Genomic DNA, 14,744 nt, shown 5'->3' with positions numbered 1-14,744 from the left:
TAAAGATTAAACAGCCTGACCGTAACCAGCAACAAGGTGCTAAAAGTAACCGTCCTGCAATTAACGAAGAGATCCGTGCGAAAGAAGTACGCCTCGTCGCTGCAGATGGAGAACAAAAAGGTGTTGTTTCATTAACTGAAGCATTACGTGCTGCTGAAGAAGCTAATCTTGACCTTGTTGAGATTGTTGCTAATGCAGAACCGCCTGTTTGTAAAATCATGGACTACAACAAGCACTTATTTGACTTAAAGCAAAAGCAAAAAGATGCGAAGAAAAAACAGCATCAAGTGCAAGTGAAAGAAATCAAGTTACGTCCTGCAACGGACGTAGGTGATTACCAAGTAAAATTGCGTGCAATTTTACGTTTCCTTGAAGAAGGAAATAAGGTGAAAATTACCTTGCGTTTCCGTGGTCGTGAGATGGCACATCAACAGCTTGGTTTGGCTCAATTACAAAAAATTGAAGCTGACGTTGCTGAGTTTGGCGTAGTTGAACAAGCGCCGAAGATGGAAGGTCGTCAGATGGGTATGTTACTTGGTCCGAAAAAGAAAAAGTAATCATCCAATCATCAAAAAAGCCCTGCTCGAATAGCAGGGCTTTTTTGATTTAAAGCATAATTACTCAGTACTTACAGTTTTTTCTGTAGAATCAGGCTGATCAAGTAAAAGTTTTTTCTTACCAATTGGGATTTCGCGTGGAAGTTTCTCTTCTGGTATGATTCGTTCCAACTCAATGACCAATAAACCATTCTCATAATCAGCTTGTTGAACTTCAATATGTTCATCTAAGCGTAAAGACAATTTAAAGGCACGACGCGCGATTCCTTTATGCAGATATTCAGTTGTTTCTTTCTGAACAACCTCAGGTTTACCTGAAATGGTAAGAAGCTGATTTTCTAGACTCAGTCCTAATTCCTCTAGGCTAAAACCTGCGGTAGCCACCACAATGCGATAACGGTTTTCACCAGATTTCTCTATGTTATATGGAGGGTAATTGGGTGTATCACTTTGCATGGCGTAGTCAATAAAATCATTTAAACGGTCAAATCCAATGCTACGACGAAATAAAGGATGAAGATTTAGATTACTCATGATTAGAACCTCCTGAGGTCAGCAAAGTTTTAAAAATAAGAATATAAAACTTAAACCTGCCATGTATAAACATCGACAGAATGTTAAAAATCGTCATTTCTAACACAATAATTAATATATGTTTGGGTTTAAAAAATTCAAGTTAAAGATCTATTTTTTTAAATAAATTTTATATATAATTGATAATTATAAAAAATTATTTTTAATTTGCAGAACTTGTTGTTTCTTTTTAAATCTATTAAGGTGTGTAAAGAGCCACCATCTACGGTGTATGGAGAATAATTTTAAAATGATTGATCTTTATTATTGGGGAACACCCAATGGACATAAAATAACCATTGCACTTGAGGAAATGGGCTTGGATTATCAAATTTTTCCAATTAATATTTTGGAAAATGATCAGTTCCAACCAGACTTCTTAAGAATCTCTCCTAATAATAAAATTCCAGCGATTGTTGATCAAAATGGACCGCGAGGTGAACCGATTTCTGTATTTGAATCAGGTGCGATCCTACAATATTTAGGTCGAAAAACAGGTCTATTTTATCCGACTGATGAGCAAGAACGGGTTGAGGTGGAACAATGGTTAATGTGGCAAATGGGTGGGTTTGGTCCAATGCTAGGGCAAAATCATCATTTTAATAAATTTGCACCTGAACGTATTCCTTATGCAATTGATCGTTATATCAACGAGACTAAGCGGCTTTACACTGTTTTAAATAAGCAATTGATTGGTCAAAAGTTTGTGGCGGGTGAGTATTCAATTGCCGATATGGCAATCTTGCCTTGGGCATTGCGTTATGAATGGCAAGGCATTCAGCTTGAAGATTATCCATATGTGCAAGACTATATTGAACGCTTAACAGCGCGTTCTGCGATACAAAAAGCTTTATCGATCCAAGTCTAATATTTTACCGTGTTTAAGTTTGCCTCATGAGTTATTGGTTGTTGTTTATATCTGCTTTTGGGGCTGCGACGTTATTACCTTTACAGTCGGAAGCAGTATTAATAACCTTATTGATACAAGGGCTTTCCAACCCTTTTTATCTGATCTTGGTTGCAACCATTGGAAATGTCTTGGGTTCATGTGTGAACTGGTGGTTAGGACTGAAAATTGAACATTTTAAAGATAAAAAATGGTTTCCTATTTCAGAACAGCGCTTAGCACAAGCACAACAGATTTATCATAAATATGGTTTTTATTCGCTGCTACTGAGTTGGACACCTGTGATTGGTGATCCGATCACCTTGATTGCAGGATTGATGAAAGAAAATTTTTGGCGATTTTTATTGATTGTCACCATCGCCAAAGGTGGGCGTTATTTAACGTTGTATGTGTTATATGTTGGAGTTTTTTGAAAAAAGGGGAAAGTTTGACTTTCCCTAAAACCTTTAATGATCAGTACCTTTAGTAATATCGACGTTAAATAAATCGCTGGTTTTCAACCAACAGTAAGTTACAACTGCAAGCGTCATACAACCACCAAATATGGTCGCGGTGATTGTTCCGAGATACTTGGCTGCTAGACCTGATTCAAAAGCCCCGAGTTCATTACTCGATGAAACGAACATTCCATTTACCGCAGCCACTCGACCTCGCATATTTTCAGGTGGGAAAATTTGTAGCACAGTTTGACGAACTACGACAGAAACACTGTCACAAGCACCAGTCATGGCTAAGGCAAATAGTGATAGCCATATATTGTTTGAAAAGGCGAACAGAATGGTAAAAATACCAAAGCCAGCGACAGCCAATAACATATTCCGCCAAGCGTGGTGCATTGGTGGGAATTTGGTCAGGACAATCATAGTAATTAGTGCGCCGATCGAAGGGGCGGCGCGTAGATAACCTAAACCTTCAGGGCCGACCTTTAAGATTTCTTCGGCAAAAATGGGCAATAATGCAATCACACCGCCAAAGAGTACCGATACCAAGTCTAGTGAGATTGCCCATAAAACAATTTTGGTTTTCCAAATAAAGCGGAAACCATCGGTCAGGCTTTGTAAGACATTCTCAGTTTCCATTTTGGGGAATGTTCGTTTCTGTAAGCAATTAATCAAAATAAAGCAGATTGCCAATAATGTTGATACTGCAAAAAGGCTCGTTTCGCGTCCCAGAAATGCCAACATAAAACCACCCAACATTGGCCCAATAATGACACCACTTTGCCAGCCGATCGTGGTCCATGTAGCACCATTGGCATACAGCTCGCGTGGAATTAAAAAGGGTTTGAGTGAAGTGGCTGATGGATTATAAAAACCCCGAATAGTACCCAAGGCAAATATGACAGCATAAATGCCCCAAGAAAGTGTGCTAATACCAATTTTTTCTAAGCCATGGAAATGGAATAAGCCCCAAAGAACCAAAGGTAAAGGAATGGAAAAGAATAAACAGACTTTCATAATGCTTTGTTTATTCAGTTTATCTGCAAAATAACCACCCCATAAAGAAAGCGTGATAAATGGGATTGCTTCAGCCAAACCAATAAAACCCAAGGTTAGGGGATCACGAGTGATTTGATAGAGTGAATAAGCAACAATAATTTCCTGAATTAAAATTGCCAGTGTTAAGCAAAATTGATTCAAGGTCACAATAGAGAAATCTCGATACCTTAACGCGGCGAATGCATCATTCTGAATATTCATAAGAATAAAGATTTAATAATTTGATTCTATTATAGGCGCTGATTTTGTGGATATTTCTCATAATTTGAGAATTAATTATGGAAAATAACGTTTGAGAAAAATAAAGTAGTTGCTATTAAAAAATGAGCATTTTACTTTTGTTTTAAAGGCAGATGCTATATGATACTGCCTTCCTTACCTGCAGGTCGATTTGCAATAGTGCAAACGAGCCGAACAGGTGCCCAAAAGAGGTTACTATGGCTAAGTTAAAAACTCGCCGTGGTGCAGCTAAACGCTTTAAAGCGACTGCAAACGGTTTCAAGCGCAAACAAGCATTCAAGCGCCACATTTTGACCAAAAAATCTGCTAAGCGTATCCGTCAATTGCGCGGTTGTGTAATGGTTCACGTAAGTGACGTTGCATCAGTTCGTGCTATGTGCCCATACATCTAAGGAGATTATAAATGGCTCGTGTAAAACGTGGTGTACAGGCTCATCGCCGTCACAAAAAAATTCTTGCTCGCGCTAAAGGTTACTATGGTGCTCGTTCACGCGTTTACCGCGTAGCGTTCCAAGCAGTAATCAAAGCTGGCCAATATGCTTACCGTGACCGCCGTCAAAAGAAACGTCAATTCCGTGCTTTATGGATTGCGCGTATCAATGCTGGTGCTCGTCTTAACGGTTTGTCTTACAGCCGTATGATCGATGGCTTGAAAAAAGCTCAAGTGATCATCGACCGTCGCGTATTAGCTGACATCGCTATGCATGATGCAGTTGCATTTGCTGCTTTAGCTGAAAAAGCTAAAGGCGCATTAGCTGTATAAGCTTAGAGATTCAAAGAAGGCCGCTTTTTAGCGGTCTTTTTTGTTTTTAGTGAATTGGATTTTCAATAATAGATAATAATCAGAGATAGATGATGTAAGACGAAAATTTTTTAAATGATTTAATTCAACAAGTCCAGCAAGGTCGCCCATTTAAATATTTATATTTCTGGGGACATACTCCAAAGCAAAACAATCATGTGGATAAAAGTTGTTTTAGCCAGTGGTTTTCATCACCATTTAAACAGGAGGGTGTTGAATATCTCACAGCAGAACATTATATGATGGCGCAAAAAGCAAAACTCTTTAACGATGATGAGATATTTCAACAGATTTTGAAGGTCACACACCCGAATGAAGCAAAACAGCTCGGTCGGAAAGTACAGCACTATGACGAGCAGTTGTGGCAGGAAAAGCGTTTTGAGATCGTAGTACAGGCAAATTGGGCTAAATTTTCACAGCATCCTGAGCTAAGAGATTTTCTACTTACTACGCATGATCGTATTTTGGTTGAAGCATCGCCCGTTGATCAGATTTGGGGGATTGGAATGGCACAAGATCACGAGCATATTCAAGACCCGAACCAATGGCAGGGGTTGAACTTACTTGGATTTGCTCTGATGCAGGTTCGGTCTCAATTTCTGGCTCATTAATATTGAGCCTTTGAGAAGAAGCTATACTCTGTACTTATTGTATAGCCCTTATAGTCTGCTCAAACATGCTGATGTTATGACGATACGATTTGATTCAATATCTAATCTGGTTCTATCAACATCTATGAATGTGACTGAGCGCTTGGTGGAAGTTATAGTCCAAAATAATAAGCAACCAGACAAATAATCACGGTTAATATAATCAATTTAATCACACCTGAAGCACCAACTTTGTGATGTTGCTGGGTATTGTTAAGTCGTTGTGGAATTTCCATGGTTCGGTCAATGATTTCAGGTTCTTCTGCCGTAAGTTGAGCCGTTTGGTAGTGATTTGCGGTTTTTACAATCAGCTTGGCAAATAAGTCATCCGTTTTTTGTGAAAAATTACGGAGATTAATCTGTTCTTCAGGGCTAAATAACTCACCTGTAGTCGTATAAGGATGTTTTCTTTGTTGTTCTAAATAATCAGTTAATGCTTGTGTGCGATGTAATAATCGATGTGCACAATCTGCTGGATAATCTGTTGGAATCAATGCTAATTGTTTGCTAGAAAGATGTGTAAGATCAGCTTCATAACCATAAAAAGGCAAATCTTGTTGTTCTGGCTCTGGAAAATGTTCAGCATATTTACTATCGAACAGTTCTTTCTCCAAGAAAATGGCAACCTGATTCCAATTTACCTTCTGTAAGTCAGCATCAATTTTTTTAGCGAATTTATCATTCAACTCATAACGCCAAAATACTTCTTGGCGGAGGGTTGTTTGTTGAGATGCCGGTGCATCAAAGGCTTGATCACTGTTATCCCATTCAGCCAGTTCATGGCCACAGATCCATGCGGTTTTTTTATTGCCTTGATGGCTCACAATAAAATGCGCAAAGGGAAGCAACTCTACGTTAGCATTTGGATTTTGCTCATCATTCAGTACGCTAGATAAATGTAGGCTGAGTTTTTTAACACCTTGTTTTTTTAAGCCTTCAAGCCAAATCTGGAAATGTTGTGCCAACAGGTGTTGAGAGAGTAAGTCTCTAAAAATCAGTCGATTTTGATTGAAAATCGGATGTTCAACCCAACGGCTAAAATTGAGATTTCCTTCTAAATATTCATTGCCATAAGTCACTAGTGTAAGCTGTTGTTTCCAGATTTGATCAAGCGCCATCGTTATTCTTTCTCATTGACGATATCGGTATCTTATACATTTTATTCAATTGTTGAGTAATTTTTCAGAAATTTTAGTTGATCTGCTTAGCTATCTTGTTGTTATATTTTTGCATCTATATTTTCAAAAGTACGCTATTTAAACCGCTGTTTATTTTCATCAAACTGGTAAAAAGCTGATAAACTATAGCGTTTTATTATATTTCTATATTTTGTTGCTTTGAGAGTTACTATGTCACTGGAAGCCCTGACCACTGAAGCGCTTGCTGCCATTGCAGCGGCTCAAGACCTTGCTGCACTCGATCAAGTTCGTGTGCAATTTACAGGGAAGAAAAGCCAGCTCGCAGAACAGTCGAAAGCACTTGGAAAAATGGATCCTGAAGAGCGAAAAGTACAAGGTGCTGCGATTCACGCTGTGCGTGAAGCAATCAATACAGCTTTGACTGAGCGTCAACAGACATTACAACAAGCTGAACTTGCAAAAAAATTAGCAAGTGAAACCATTGATATTACTTTACCGGGCCGCGGTCAGCGCATGGGAAGTATTCATCCTGTTACTCAAGTACAAGAGCGTATTTGCCAATTCTTTACTAAAGCAGGTTTCCAAATAGCACATGGTCCAGAAGTTGAAGATGATTATCACAACTTTGAAGCCTTAAATATTCCGGGACATCACCCAGCCCGTGCGATGCATGACACTTTCTACTTTGATGCAACCCATTTGCTTCGTACCCATACTTCGGGCGTGCAAATTCGAACCATGGAAACTAGTCAGCCGCCAATTCGTATCGTGTGTCCGGGCCGTGTTTATCGTTGTGACTCAGATCAAACCCATTCGCCAATGTTCCATCAGATCGAAGGTTTGTACGTTGCTGAAAATACCAGCTTTGCTGAGTTAAAAGGTTTATTGATTAACCTACTCAATGAGTTCTTTGAAAAAGATTTAAAAGTACGTTTCCGTCCATCTTACTTTCCATTTACAGAGCCAAGTGCAGAAGTGGATATTATGGATGAACGTGGTCGTTGGTTAGAAGTTTTAGGCTGTGGCATGGTGCATCCAAATGTATTGCGTGCCGCAGGAATTGATCCTGATAAATACAAAGGCTTTGCCTTTGGTCTGGGGGTAGAACGTTTTGCAATGTTGCGTTATGGCATCAATGATTTGCGTATGTTCTACCAAAATGACGTGCGTTTCTTACGCCAATTTGCCTAAACAATTTTTCAGGATTAAAGAAGGTTTATACAAATGAAAATTAGTGAAAATTGGTTACGCAGCTGGGTAAATCCAGCGATTGATAGCGATACATTGTCTGATCAATTGACCATGTTGGGTTTGGAAGTCGATGAGTTAGCGCCCGTTGCAAAACCGTTTACTGGTGTGGTTGTCGGTGAAGTCCTTACGGTTGAACAACATCCAGATGCAGATCGTTTACGTGTGACCACGATTAATATTGGTTCGGCTGAAGTCTTACAGATTGTCTGTGGTGCGCCAAATGTTCGTGTAGGCATGAAGGCTCCTGTTGCAACGATCGGTGCAGTATTGCCAGGTGATTTCAAAATTAAAAAAGGCAAGCTCCGTGGTGTTGAATCACAAGGTATGCTCTGTGGTGCTTCTGAAATTGATTTAGAAGACAAAATTGACGGTTTGTTAGAGTTGCCTGCTGATGCACCAGTGGGGATGAATATTCGTGAATATTTAAAGCTTGATGACAATGTCATTGATATCAGTATCACACCAAATCGTGGTGACTGCTTTAGTATTCGTGGAATTGCCCGTGAAATCGCAGTGATCAATCAGTTAAAGGTGAATGAGCCTGAGATCCAGTCTGTACCTGCAACAATCACAGATGAGAAAGCAGTAACGATTAGCACGGAAGGTACACCACGTTATTTGGGTCGTATTATCAAAAATGTCAATGTCAAAGCGCCGACACCGGAATGGATGGAACAGGCATTGGCACGCTCAGGCATTCGTACGCATAGTATTTTGGTGGATATTACTAACTATGTATTACTCGAGCTTGGTCAACCGATGCATGCCTTTGATTTGGCAAAAATCGAAGGTTCGATTCAAGTGCGCCAAGCGCAGCCACAAGAAAAACTGACTTTGCTCAATGATCAAGAAGTTGAACTGCAAGATGACATCATGGTTATTGCAGATGATCAGAAAGTATTGGCAATGGCAGGCATTATGGGCGGGCTGGATTCATCGGTAACTGATGAGACTCAAGATATCTTCCTCGAAAGTGCGTTCTTTGCGCCTTTAGCTATTGCAGGGCGTGCTCGTCGTTTCGGTTTGCATACTGACTCATCACAGCGCTACGAACGTGGCGTTGACTTTGAATTGCCGATGATTGCTATGCACCGTGCTTCTGAGCTGATTCAAGCCTTTGCTGGTGGAGAATTTGGTCCAATTACGATTGCTGAGCAAGAGGCTTTATTGCCAAAACGTGAAGCGATTGCATTACAACAAACGCAAGTAGACCAGTTGTTGGGCTATCAAGTTGCTGGTGATTTTATTGCGGATGCGTTAACACGGTTGGGCTGTGTGGTGGAAAGCAAAGCTGAATGTGAGTGGAGTGTAGTTCCACCATCACATCGCTATGATATGGTAATTTATCAAGACTTGATTGAAGAAGTTGCACGTATTCACGGCTATGACAATATTCAAATCAGTTTGCCAAAAATTGATGTGACATTGGAGAAATACCAAGATCGTTTTGAAATCGCTCAATTACGTCAAACTATTGCAGCTTTGGGTTACCAAGAGGCGATTAGTTTTAGCTTTGCCGATGCAAAACTTGAGAAGCAATTGAATCCAAACGTACAGCCATTAATGCTTGCCAACCCAATTTCAAGTGACTTGGCTGCAATGCGTAGTACTTTGTTATCCAGCCTGATTCCTTGTGTCCAGTACAATTTAAACCGTCAGCAGCAGCGTGTCCGTTTCTTTGAACTGGGCTTACGTTTTGATTATCAAAATGCACAAAGTATTCATGACCTGAAACAGATTCCGACTCTGGCCTTGATTGCGGTTGGTTCACGTGTACCAGAATCTTGGCATGCAAAACCACAGGTAATGGATTTCTTTGATTTCAAGGGTGAGGTGGAAGAAATTCTGGCTGCGGGGCGTGTAAAGGCTGAATTTGTCCGTACTGAGCGTGCATGGCTGCATCCAGGTCAATCTGCGGAAATTGTGGTGGATGGACAGGCGATTGGTTACTTGGGGCGTTTACACCCGTCACTGGAAAATGAACTCGATTTGGGCACAACATGGGTGGCAGAACTGGATCAGCAGGCTGTTTTGCAATCTTATGTATCTAATTTTACAGAATTATCACGTTTTCCATCGGTAAGACGTGATATTGCGCTTTTAATCTCTGATAATATTGAGGTTAGAGATATTCAGCGCTTAATTGAGCAGACTGGTGGTGAGTTACTCGACTCAACATGGTTGTTCGATGTGTATACGGGTCAAGGGGTTGAACAAGGCAAGCGCTCTTTAGCTTTTGCAGTGTTGTGGCAACATCCAGCACGTACGCTTGAAGATGCTGAAATTAAATCTGGTATGGATAACATTATTCAAGTGTTGGAAGACACTTACCAAGCGACATTGAGGGCCTCATGACAGCATTAACAAAAGCAGAGATGGCGGACCATTTAAGTGAGCTTACTAGCTTAAATCGCCGTGAAGCAAAACAGATGGTTGAGTTGTTTTTTGATGAGATCAGCCAAGCATTAATTGCGGGTGAACAAGTCAAACTTTCTGGTTTCGGTAATTTTGAATTACGTGATAAACGTGAGCGTCCAGGACGCAATCCAAAAACGGGTGAAGAAATCCCGATTTCTGCCCGCCGAGTGGTTACGTTTAGAGCAGGTCAAAAATTTAGACAGCGCGTTGGAAATGAGCAGATCGATTGATCTGCTTTTTTTATAGTTATATTTTTTATTTGATTAAAAATTTAGGCGTAAAAAAAGAGAACCTATAAAGGTTCTCTTTTTGATAATCTAAAAATATTAGATTATTGAGCAGCAGAAGCTGGAGCAGCTTCAGAAGCAGCAGCAGCAACGTCAGAAGCAGCAGCAGCAACGTCAGAAGCAGCAGCAGCAACGTCAGAAGCAGCAGCTTCAACAGCAGTAGTAGCTTCAGAAGCAGCAGCTACAGCTTCAGACGCAGCAGCGTTAGCATCAGCAGCAGGAGCTTCTTCTTTCTTAGAGCAACCAACGAAAGCTAAAGTAGTAGCAATAGCAGCAGCAACAGCGAATTTTTTGAATAACATGGCATCACTCTCATAAAATTGTGAGATTAAAAAAAACCTAGAGTTAGTCTGTTTGTGCTTTTATTATTCCTAAACGCTTTAGGTAACAACGCAGGGAGCAGCCTAACTGGTCTGCTGCTATCCTATCAAAGCAGATCATGAATTACTACTGTTCTGTCCAACAAAACGACAAAAAAGGGCAGAATTTGTCTATTTTTTGATAGAAAAAAACTATGGAAATTAAAATTAAAATCGGTATTTTATTGTTTTTTTTATTGAAATTAATTTTAAATTTATTAAAAACAAAGGTTTATTGTTTTATTGGAATTTTAAAATAATCTGTAAATATTATGTAAGTTTGTCAACCAAATAAAAAAGGCTACCATAAAGGTAGCCTTTTTTAATGCAATTATCTTATGTCGATGCTTTACGTTTCATTTGATCAAAGAAGTCATCATTAGTTTTGGTTTCCTTCATACGATCTAATAAGAATTCCATTGCAGCAAGTTCATCCATAGGGTGAAGCAATTTGCGTAAAATCCAAACTTTACGTAGATTTTCTTCGCTCATTAGGCGCTCTTCACGACGAGTTCCAGATTTTTTGATATTCATTGCAGGGAATACTCGTTTCTCTGCGATACGGCGATCAAGCGTAATTTCTTGGTTACCTGTACCTTTAAATTCTTCGTAAATTACATCATCCATTTTACTGCCTGTTTCGATCAAAGCAGTTGAAATGATGGTTAGAGAACCACCTTCTTCGATGTTACGCGCAGCACCGAAGAAACGTTTAGGGCGTTCTAATGCATGAGCATCCACACCACCGGTTAATACCTTACCTGATGATGGAATCACAGTGTTGTAGGCGCGGGCAAGACGAGTAATTGAGTCAAGTAAAATCACAACGTCTTTTTTATGCTCAACTAAACGTTTTGCTTTCTCAATCACCATTTCTGCAACCTGAACATGTCGAGCAGGTGCTTCATCAAATGTTGATGCCACAACTTCACCGCGAACAGTACGTTCCATTTCTGTAACTTCTTCAGGACGTTCGTCAATCAAAAGTACGATTAAGAACACTTCAGGATTATTACGCACAATGGATTGAGCAATGTTTTGTAATAGCATTGTTTTACCCGCTTTAGGCGGTGCAACAATAATAGAACGTTGACCTTTACCAATCGGAGCAACCAAATCGACCACACGAGCTGTGAGGTCTTCAGTGGTTCCATTGCCCAATTCCATGACTAACTGTTCAGTTGGGAACAATGGTGTCAGGTTTTCAAATAAAATTTTATTACGTGAGTTTTCTGGGGTGTCATAGTTGATTTGATTAACTTTTAACAAGGCAAAATAACGTTCGCCTTCTTTTGGTGGACGAATAGTACCTGTAATGGTATCGCCTGTGCGTAAGTTAAAACGGCGAATTTGTGATGGGCTGACATAGATATCATCTGGTCCTGCTAAATATGAACCAGCAGCAGAGCGTAAAAAGCCAAAACCATCTGAAAGAATTTCGAGAACACCATCACCAAAAATTTCTTCGCCATTCATGGCATGGCGTTTTAAAATGGCGAAAATAATATCTTGTTTACGGTTACGTGCCATGCCTTCAAGGCCCATAAACTCCGCAATTTTAATGAGTTCGCCAATGGGTTTTTTCTTGAGTTCAGTTAAGTTCATAAGTGGTCAGACAGAATGGAATAAGTGGAGGAGTGTTTGGAAAGAATAAAAAAATCGACCGCATACATACATGCTGATGTAATTGTATAGTTACACAACCACAATTCAGTAGTCTGGTTCATTGTTTCAGAGAGAAATGTGAAAACAATTATTATTGCCGAGCGGCGATCTTATGTTTGTGTCTTGTAAGAAACGCGATGAAGTAGATTCCATTCAAAGCTTCTTGATCCAAGAATATAAGCGAAACTAAGAAATTTGTCAATTTTTACTGAGAAATACGTCGCTTAATTTAGACGTATTTCTCTTATTTATGCGGTCAAAATTTGATTAGATATTTTGATCAATAAATGCTGCAAGTTTAGAACGAGGTGCTGCACCGACTTGTTGCGCCACAACTTCGCCATTTTTAAACATTAATAATGCTGGAATGTTACGAATGTTGTACTTCACAGCAGTGTCTTCACATGCAGTCACGTCAACTTTAACGATTTTGACTTTTCCTGCATATTCATTTGAAAGGTCTTCTAGCACTGGTGCAATAGCTTTACATGGTGCACACCAGCCAGCCCAGAAGTCAACAAGTACAGGAGTTTCAGCATCTAAAACATCTGCTTGGAAGTTTTCATCAGTTGTATTAACAATAGTCGCAGACATAAGGTTACTCCAAATTTAATAAATAAAGTGCAAATTCGTTCATCATCAGCATGAATATTACATTGCTACTTTACTCAATGTAAGGGTTTGTTCTGATTATTCAAGTTTCAAAATGAAAAGTCTAATGGATGCTCACGATGTTGATTATCGGCTTCTACAATCATTTATAGCTTAAAAGCGAAAATACGCACCTATTATTGCTTAAAATGACTTTAAAATTATTGGCGTGTGAATTACTCTAATGCGTGAATTGAGCATAGGTTTATATGAATAATGTCTGATTTTCTGATTGATGAAGAGTTACTTGCTGCAATTGATATGGGGTCGAATAGTTTCCACTTGGCGATTGCTCGTGTTGATCACGGTGAAGTGAAAAAAGTTGCTTCAATGTCAGAAAAAGTACAATTAGCAGCTGGGCTGGATGAAAATAAAAATTTAACTGAAGCTGCGCAACAGCGTGGACTTGCGTGTTTGGCTCGTTTTGTAGGTCGTTTAAGCTCTGTTCAAGCAAATCGTCTAAGAATTGTGGCGACAAATGCTTTAAGACAAGCAAAAAATGGTCATGAATTTATTCAAAAAGCAGCTGAAATTTTACCAAAACCCATTGAGATTATTGCTGGACGTGAAGAAGCACGTCTGATTTATTTAGGCGTTTCACACACGATGGCTAATGGTGGTCGACGTTTAGTGATTGATATTGGTGGTGGTTCAACAGAGTTCATCATTGGCGAAGAGTTTGAACCGCTACACACTGAATCGTTGCAAATGGGTTGTGTCGCTTACAGTAAAGCTTATTTTGCTGATGGTGAGATTTCAAGCAAGGCTTTTGATAAAGCTGTTGTCGCAGCGCGTAAAGAACTCTCTGCGATAGCCAACACCTATAAAGCAGAAGGTTGGGATACTGTTGTTGGCTCAAGTGGAACAATCAAAGCTTGTCGTCAAATTACTGTAAATCTTGGTTTGAGCGATGAACAAGAAAATTTAACTCGTGAAGGTTTATATAAGTTAAAAGATCGTTTGCTCAAATTTAAACATATTTCTGAAATTGATTTTGAAGGTCTACGTGAAGATCGACGAGCAGTTTTGCCAGCAGGTCTTGCGATTTTATATGCCATTTTTGAAGTTTTAGAGCTTGATAAATTGGCATATTCTGATGGTGCTTTACGTGAAGGCGTGATGTATGACTTACTTGGTCGCTTCAAACATGAAGATATTCGTGACCGAAGTGTGCAAGCCTTAATGGGACGTTATAATGCAGACCCAAAGCAAGCGGAACGTGTCGTAAATACAGCACAACAGCTATTTGATGGTGTGGCGAATGCTTTAAATTTAACGACTGAAGACAGTGACTTACTGCGTCGTGCAGCTTATTTGCATGAAATCGGTTTAGCAATTAGCCATGGTGGCTACCATCGTCATGGTGCATATTTATTACAGCACTCCGATATTCCCGGTTTTTCACAAATTGATCAAAATCATCTATCTCATTTAGTTTCACATCATCGTCGTAAGTTACGGGCTGATGCAAAAAATGACGTTCTAAAAGTTGGTGGTAGTCATTTATTGTATCTCTGCTTGTTGCTTCGTCTCGCTGTTTTGCTGAACCATAGTCGTAGTGATCAGATGCTTCCTGCCATTGAACTGAGCGTTGGAAATGATCAACAATGGCAACTCAGCGTTTCTGGTGATGCTAAACAATGGCCTTTATTGGTTGCAGACTTGCATGATGAGCAAGTGCAATTTAAACATTGGGACATTGAGTTAAATATTCAGTCAGACAATTTTGTTGATTAACAATATATC

Annotated in this window: 15 protein-coding genes and 1 pseudogene; 10 read left to right on the top strand and 6 right to left on the bottom strand. The window is 39.5% G+C overall.

The window, feature by feature from the left end; translation table 11 throughout:
* Positions 1-5: 5 nt before the first annotated feature.
* The gene (infC, locus tag CDG56_RS09215; protein ID WP_081399795.1) at positions 6-557 is read left to right on the top strand and encodes a translation initiation factor IF-3; all 552 of its coding nucleotides are present in this window, start codon (positions 6-8) and stop codon (positions 555-557) included.
* 60 nt (positions 558-617) lie between these two features.
* Here infC and CDG56_RS09210 read toward each other — a convergent pair whose 3' ends face one another.
* On the bottom strand, positions 618-1,091 hold the full coding sequence (locus CDG56_RS09210) for an Hsp20 family protein (RefSeq protein ID WP_087547685.1): 474 nt from the start codon (positions 1,089-1,091) through the stop codon (positions 618-620).
* 289 nt (positions 1,092-1,380) lie between these two features.
* Here CDG56_RS09210 and CDG56_RS09205 point away from each other — a divergent pair, with 289 nt between their 5' ends.
* Both CDG56_RS09205 and CDG56_RS09200 read left to right on the top strand, forming a co-directional pair.
* Complete coding sequence (locus CDG56_RS09205) at positions 1,381-1,998, top strand: glutathione S-transferase N-terminal domain-containing protein (RefSeq protein WP_087545619.1); 618 nt, start codon at positions 1,381-1,383, stop codon at positions 1,996-1,998.
* A 26-nt stretch (positions 1,999-2,024) separates the two neighbouring features.
* Positions 2,025-2,450 (top strand): YqaA family protein, encoded by a 426-nt coding sequence (locus CDG56_RS09200; protein WP_087547684.1) that lies wholly within the window; start codon positions 2,025-2,027, stop codon positions 2,448-2,450.
* A gap of 33 nt (positions 2,451-2,483) precedes the next feature.
* On the opposite strand, the gene CDG56_RS09195 is transcribed toward CDG56_RS09200, so the two are convergent.
* Complete coding sequence (locus CDG56_RS09195) at positions 2,484-3,737, bottom strand: MFS transporter (protein ID WP_087547683.1); 1,254 nt, start codon at positions 3,735-3,737, stop codon at positions 2,484-2,486.
* Positions 3,738-3,973: 236 nt separating this feature from the next.
* Between CDG56_RS09195 and rpmI the strand changes: the two genes are divergently transcribed.
* From rpmI to CDG56_RS09180, 3 genes are all read left to right on the top strand, one after another.
* Positions 3,974-4,168 carry a 50S ribosomal protein L35 gene (gene rpmI, locus CDG56_RS09190; protein ID WP_004637967.1) on the top strand — a complete coding sequence of 65 codons (195 nt, stop codon included), beginning with the start codon at positions 3,974-3,976 and terminating at the stop codon, positions 4,166-4,168.
* An 11-nt stretch (positions 4,169-4,179) separates the two neighbouring features.
* Positions 4,180-4,539: a 50S ribosomal protein L20 gene (gene rplT / locus CDG56_RS09185; protein ID WP_087547682.1), complete on the top strand. Its 360-nt coding sequence runs from the start codon at positions 4,180-4,182 to the stop codon at positions 4,537-4,539.
* 122 nt (positions 4,540-4,661) lie between these two features.
* Positions 4,662-5,189: an NADAR family protein gene (locus CDG56_RS09180; protein WP_227519058.1), complete on the top strand. Its 528-nt coding sequence runs from the start codon at positions 4,662-4,664 to the stop codon at positions 5,187-5,189.
* 152 nt (positions 5,190-5,341) lie between these two features.
* On the opposite strand, the gene CDG56_RS09175 is transcribed toward CDG56_RS09180, so the two are convergent.
* The gene (locus CDG56_RS09175) at positions 5,342-6,346 is read right to left on the bottom strand and encodes a hypothetical protein (protein WP_087547681.1); all 1,005 of its coding nucleotides are present in this window, start codon (positions 6,344-6,346) and stop codon (positions 5,342-5,344) included.
* Positions 6,347-6,577: 231 nt separating this feature from the next.
* Here CDG56_RS09175 and pheS point away from each other — a divergent pair, with 231 nt between their 5' ends.
* The 3 genes from pheS to CDG56_RS09160 are packed head-to-tail and all read left to right on the top strand — an operon-like array spanning position 6,578 to position 10,266.
* The gene (gene pheS / locus CDG56_RS09170) at positions 6,578-7,558 is read left to right on the top strand and encodes a phenylalanine--tRNA ligase subunit alpha (protein ID WP_005164386.1); all 981 of its coding nucleotides are present in this window, start codon (positions 6,578-6,580) and stop codon (positions 7,556-7,558) included.
* A 33-nt stretch (positions 7,559-7,591) separates the two neighbouring features.
* Positions 7,592-9,973 carry a phenylalanine--tRNA ligase subunit beta gene (pheT, locus tag CDG56_RS09165; protein WP_087547680.1) on the top strand — a complete coding sequence of 794 codons (2,382 nt, stop codon included), beginning with the start codon at positions 7,592-7,594 and terminating at the stop codon, positions 9,971-9,973.
* Complete coding sequence (locus CDG56_RS09160) at positions 9,970-10,266, top strand: integration host factor subunit alpha (RefSeq protein ID WP_004664224.1); 297 nt, start codon at positions 9,970-9,972, stop codon at positions 10,264-10,266. Before pheT ends, CDG56_RS09160 begins: the two co-directional genes overlap by 4 nt.
* Before the next feature lie 158 nt (positions 10,267-10,424).
* Here the strand turns inward: CDG56_RS09160 and CDG56_RS09155 are convergent.
* From CDG56_RS09155 to trxA, 3 genes and pseudogenes are all read right to left on the bottom strand, one after another.
* A pseudogene (locus CDG56_RS09155) lies at positions 10,425-10,625 on the bottom strand (hypothetical protein); the annotation flags it as partial.
* A gap of 393 nt (positions 10,626-11,018) precedes the next feature.
* Positions 11,019-12,287: a transcription termination factor Rho gene (gene rho, locus CDG56_RS09150; protein ID WP_004906752.1), complete on the bottom strand. Its 1,269-nt coding sequence runs from the start codon at positions 12,285-12,287 to the stop codon at positions 11,019-11,021.
* 327 nt (positions 12,288-12,614) lie between these two features.
* Complete coding sequence (gene trxA, locus CDG56_RS09145; protein WP_004675702.1) at positions 12,615-12,941, bottom strand: thioredoxin; 327 nt, start codon at positions 12,939-12,941, stop codon at positions 12,615-12,617.
* Positions 12,942-13,214: 273 nt separating this feature from the next.
* On the opposite strand from trxA, the gene ppx reads away from it, so the two are divergent.
* On the top strand, positions 13,215-14,735 hold the full coding sequence (gene ppx / locus CDG56_RS09140; protein ID WP_087536610.1) for an exopolyphosphatase: 1,521 nt from the start codon (positions 13,215-13,217) through the stop codon (positions 14,733-14,735).
* The last annotated feature ends 9 nt before the right edge of the window (positions 14,736-14,744 follow it).

It is taken from the genome of Acinetobacter sp. WCHA39 (genome assembly GCF_002165385.1).
GTDB lineage: Bacteria > Pseudomonadota > Gammaproteobacteria > Pseudomonadales > Moraxellaceae > Acinetobacter.
The sequence above is the reverse complement of the archived record's forward strand: the minus strand, read 5'-3'. Positions and strand labels throughout refer to the sequence as shown.

Excerpts from the sequence above, each read along its gene's own strand:
- CDG56_RS09210 (WP_087547685.1), bottom strand. The coding sequence starts at position 1,091 with ATGAGTAATCTAAATCTTCATCCTTTATTTCGTCGTAGCATTGGATTT.
- CDG56_RS09205 (WP_087545619.1), top strand. The coding sequence starts at position 1,381 with ATGATTGATCTTTATTATTGGGGAACACCCAATGGACATAAAATAACC.
- CDG56_RS09200 (WP_087547684.1), top strand. The coding sequence starts at position 2,025 with ATGAGTTATTGGTTGTTGTTTATATCTGCTTTTGGGGCTGCGACGTTA.
- CDG56_RS09195 (WP_087547683.1), bottom strand. The coding sequence starts at position 3,737 with ATGAATATTCAGAATGATGCATTCGCCGCGTTAAGGTATCGAGATTTC.
- rpmI (WP_004637967.1), top strand. The coding sequence starts at position 3,974 with ATGGCTAAGTTAAAAACTCGCCGTGGTGCAGCTAAACGCTTTAAAGCG.
- rplT (WP_087547682.1), top strand. The coding sequence starts at position 4,180 with ATGGCTCGTGTAAAACGTGGTGTACAGGCTCATCGCCGTCACAAAAAA.
- CDG56_RS09175 (WP_087547681.1), bottom strand. The coding sequence starts at position 6,346 with ATGGCGCTTGATCAAATCTGGAAACAACAGCTTACACTAGTGACTTAT.
- pheS (WP_005164386.1), top strand. The coding sequence starts at position 6,578 with ATGTCACTGGAAGCCCTGACCACTGAAGCGCTTGCTGCCATTGCAGCG.
- pheT (WP_087547680.1), top strand. The coding sequence starts at position 7,592 with ATGAAAATTAGTGAAAATTGGTTACGCAGCTGGGTAAATCCAGCGATT.
- CDG56_RS09160 (WP_004664224.1), top strand. The coding sequence starts at position 9,970 with ATGACAGCATTAACAAAAGCAGAGATGGCGGACCATTTAAGTGAGCTT.
- rho (WP_004906752.1), bottom strand. The coding sequence starts at position 12,287 with ATGAACTTAACTGAACTCAAGAAAAAACCCATTGGCGAACTCATTAAA.
- trxA (WP_004675702.1), bottom strand. The coding sequence starts at position 12,941 with ATGTCTGCGACTATTGTTAATACAACTGATGAAAACTTCCAAGCAGAT.
- ppx (WP_087536610.1), top strand. The coding sequence starts at position 13,215 with ATGTCTGATTTTCTGATTGATGAAGAGTTACTTGCTGCAATTGATATG.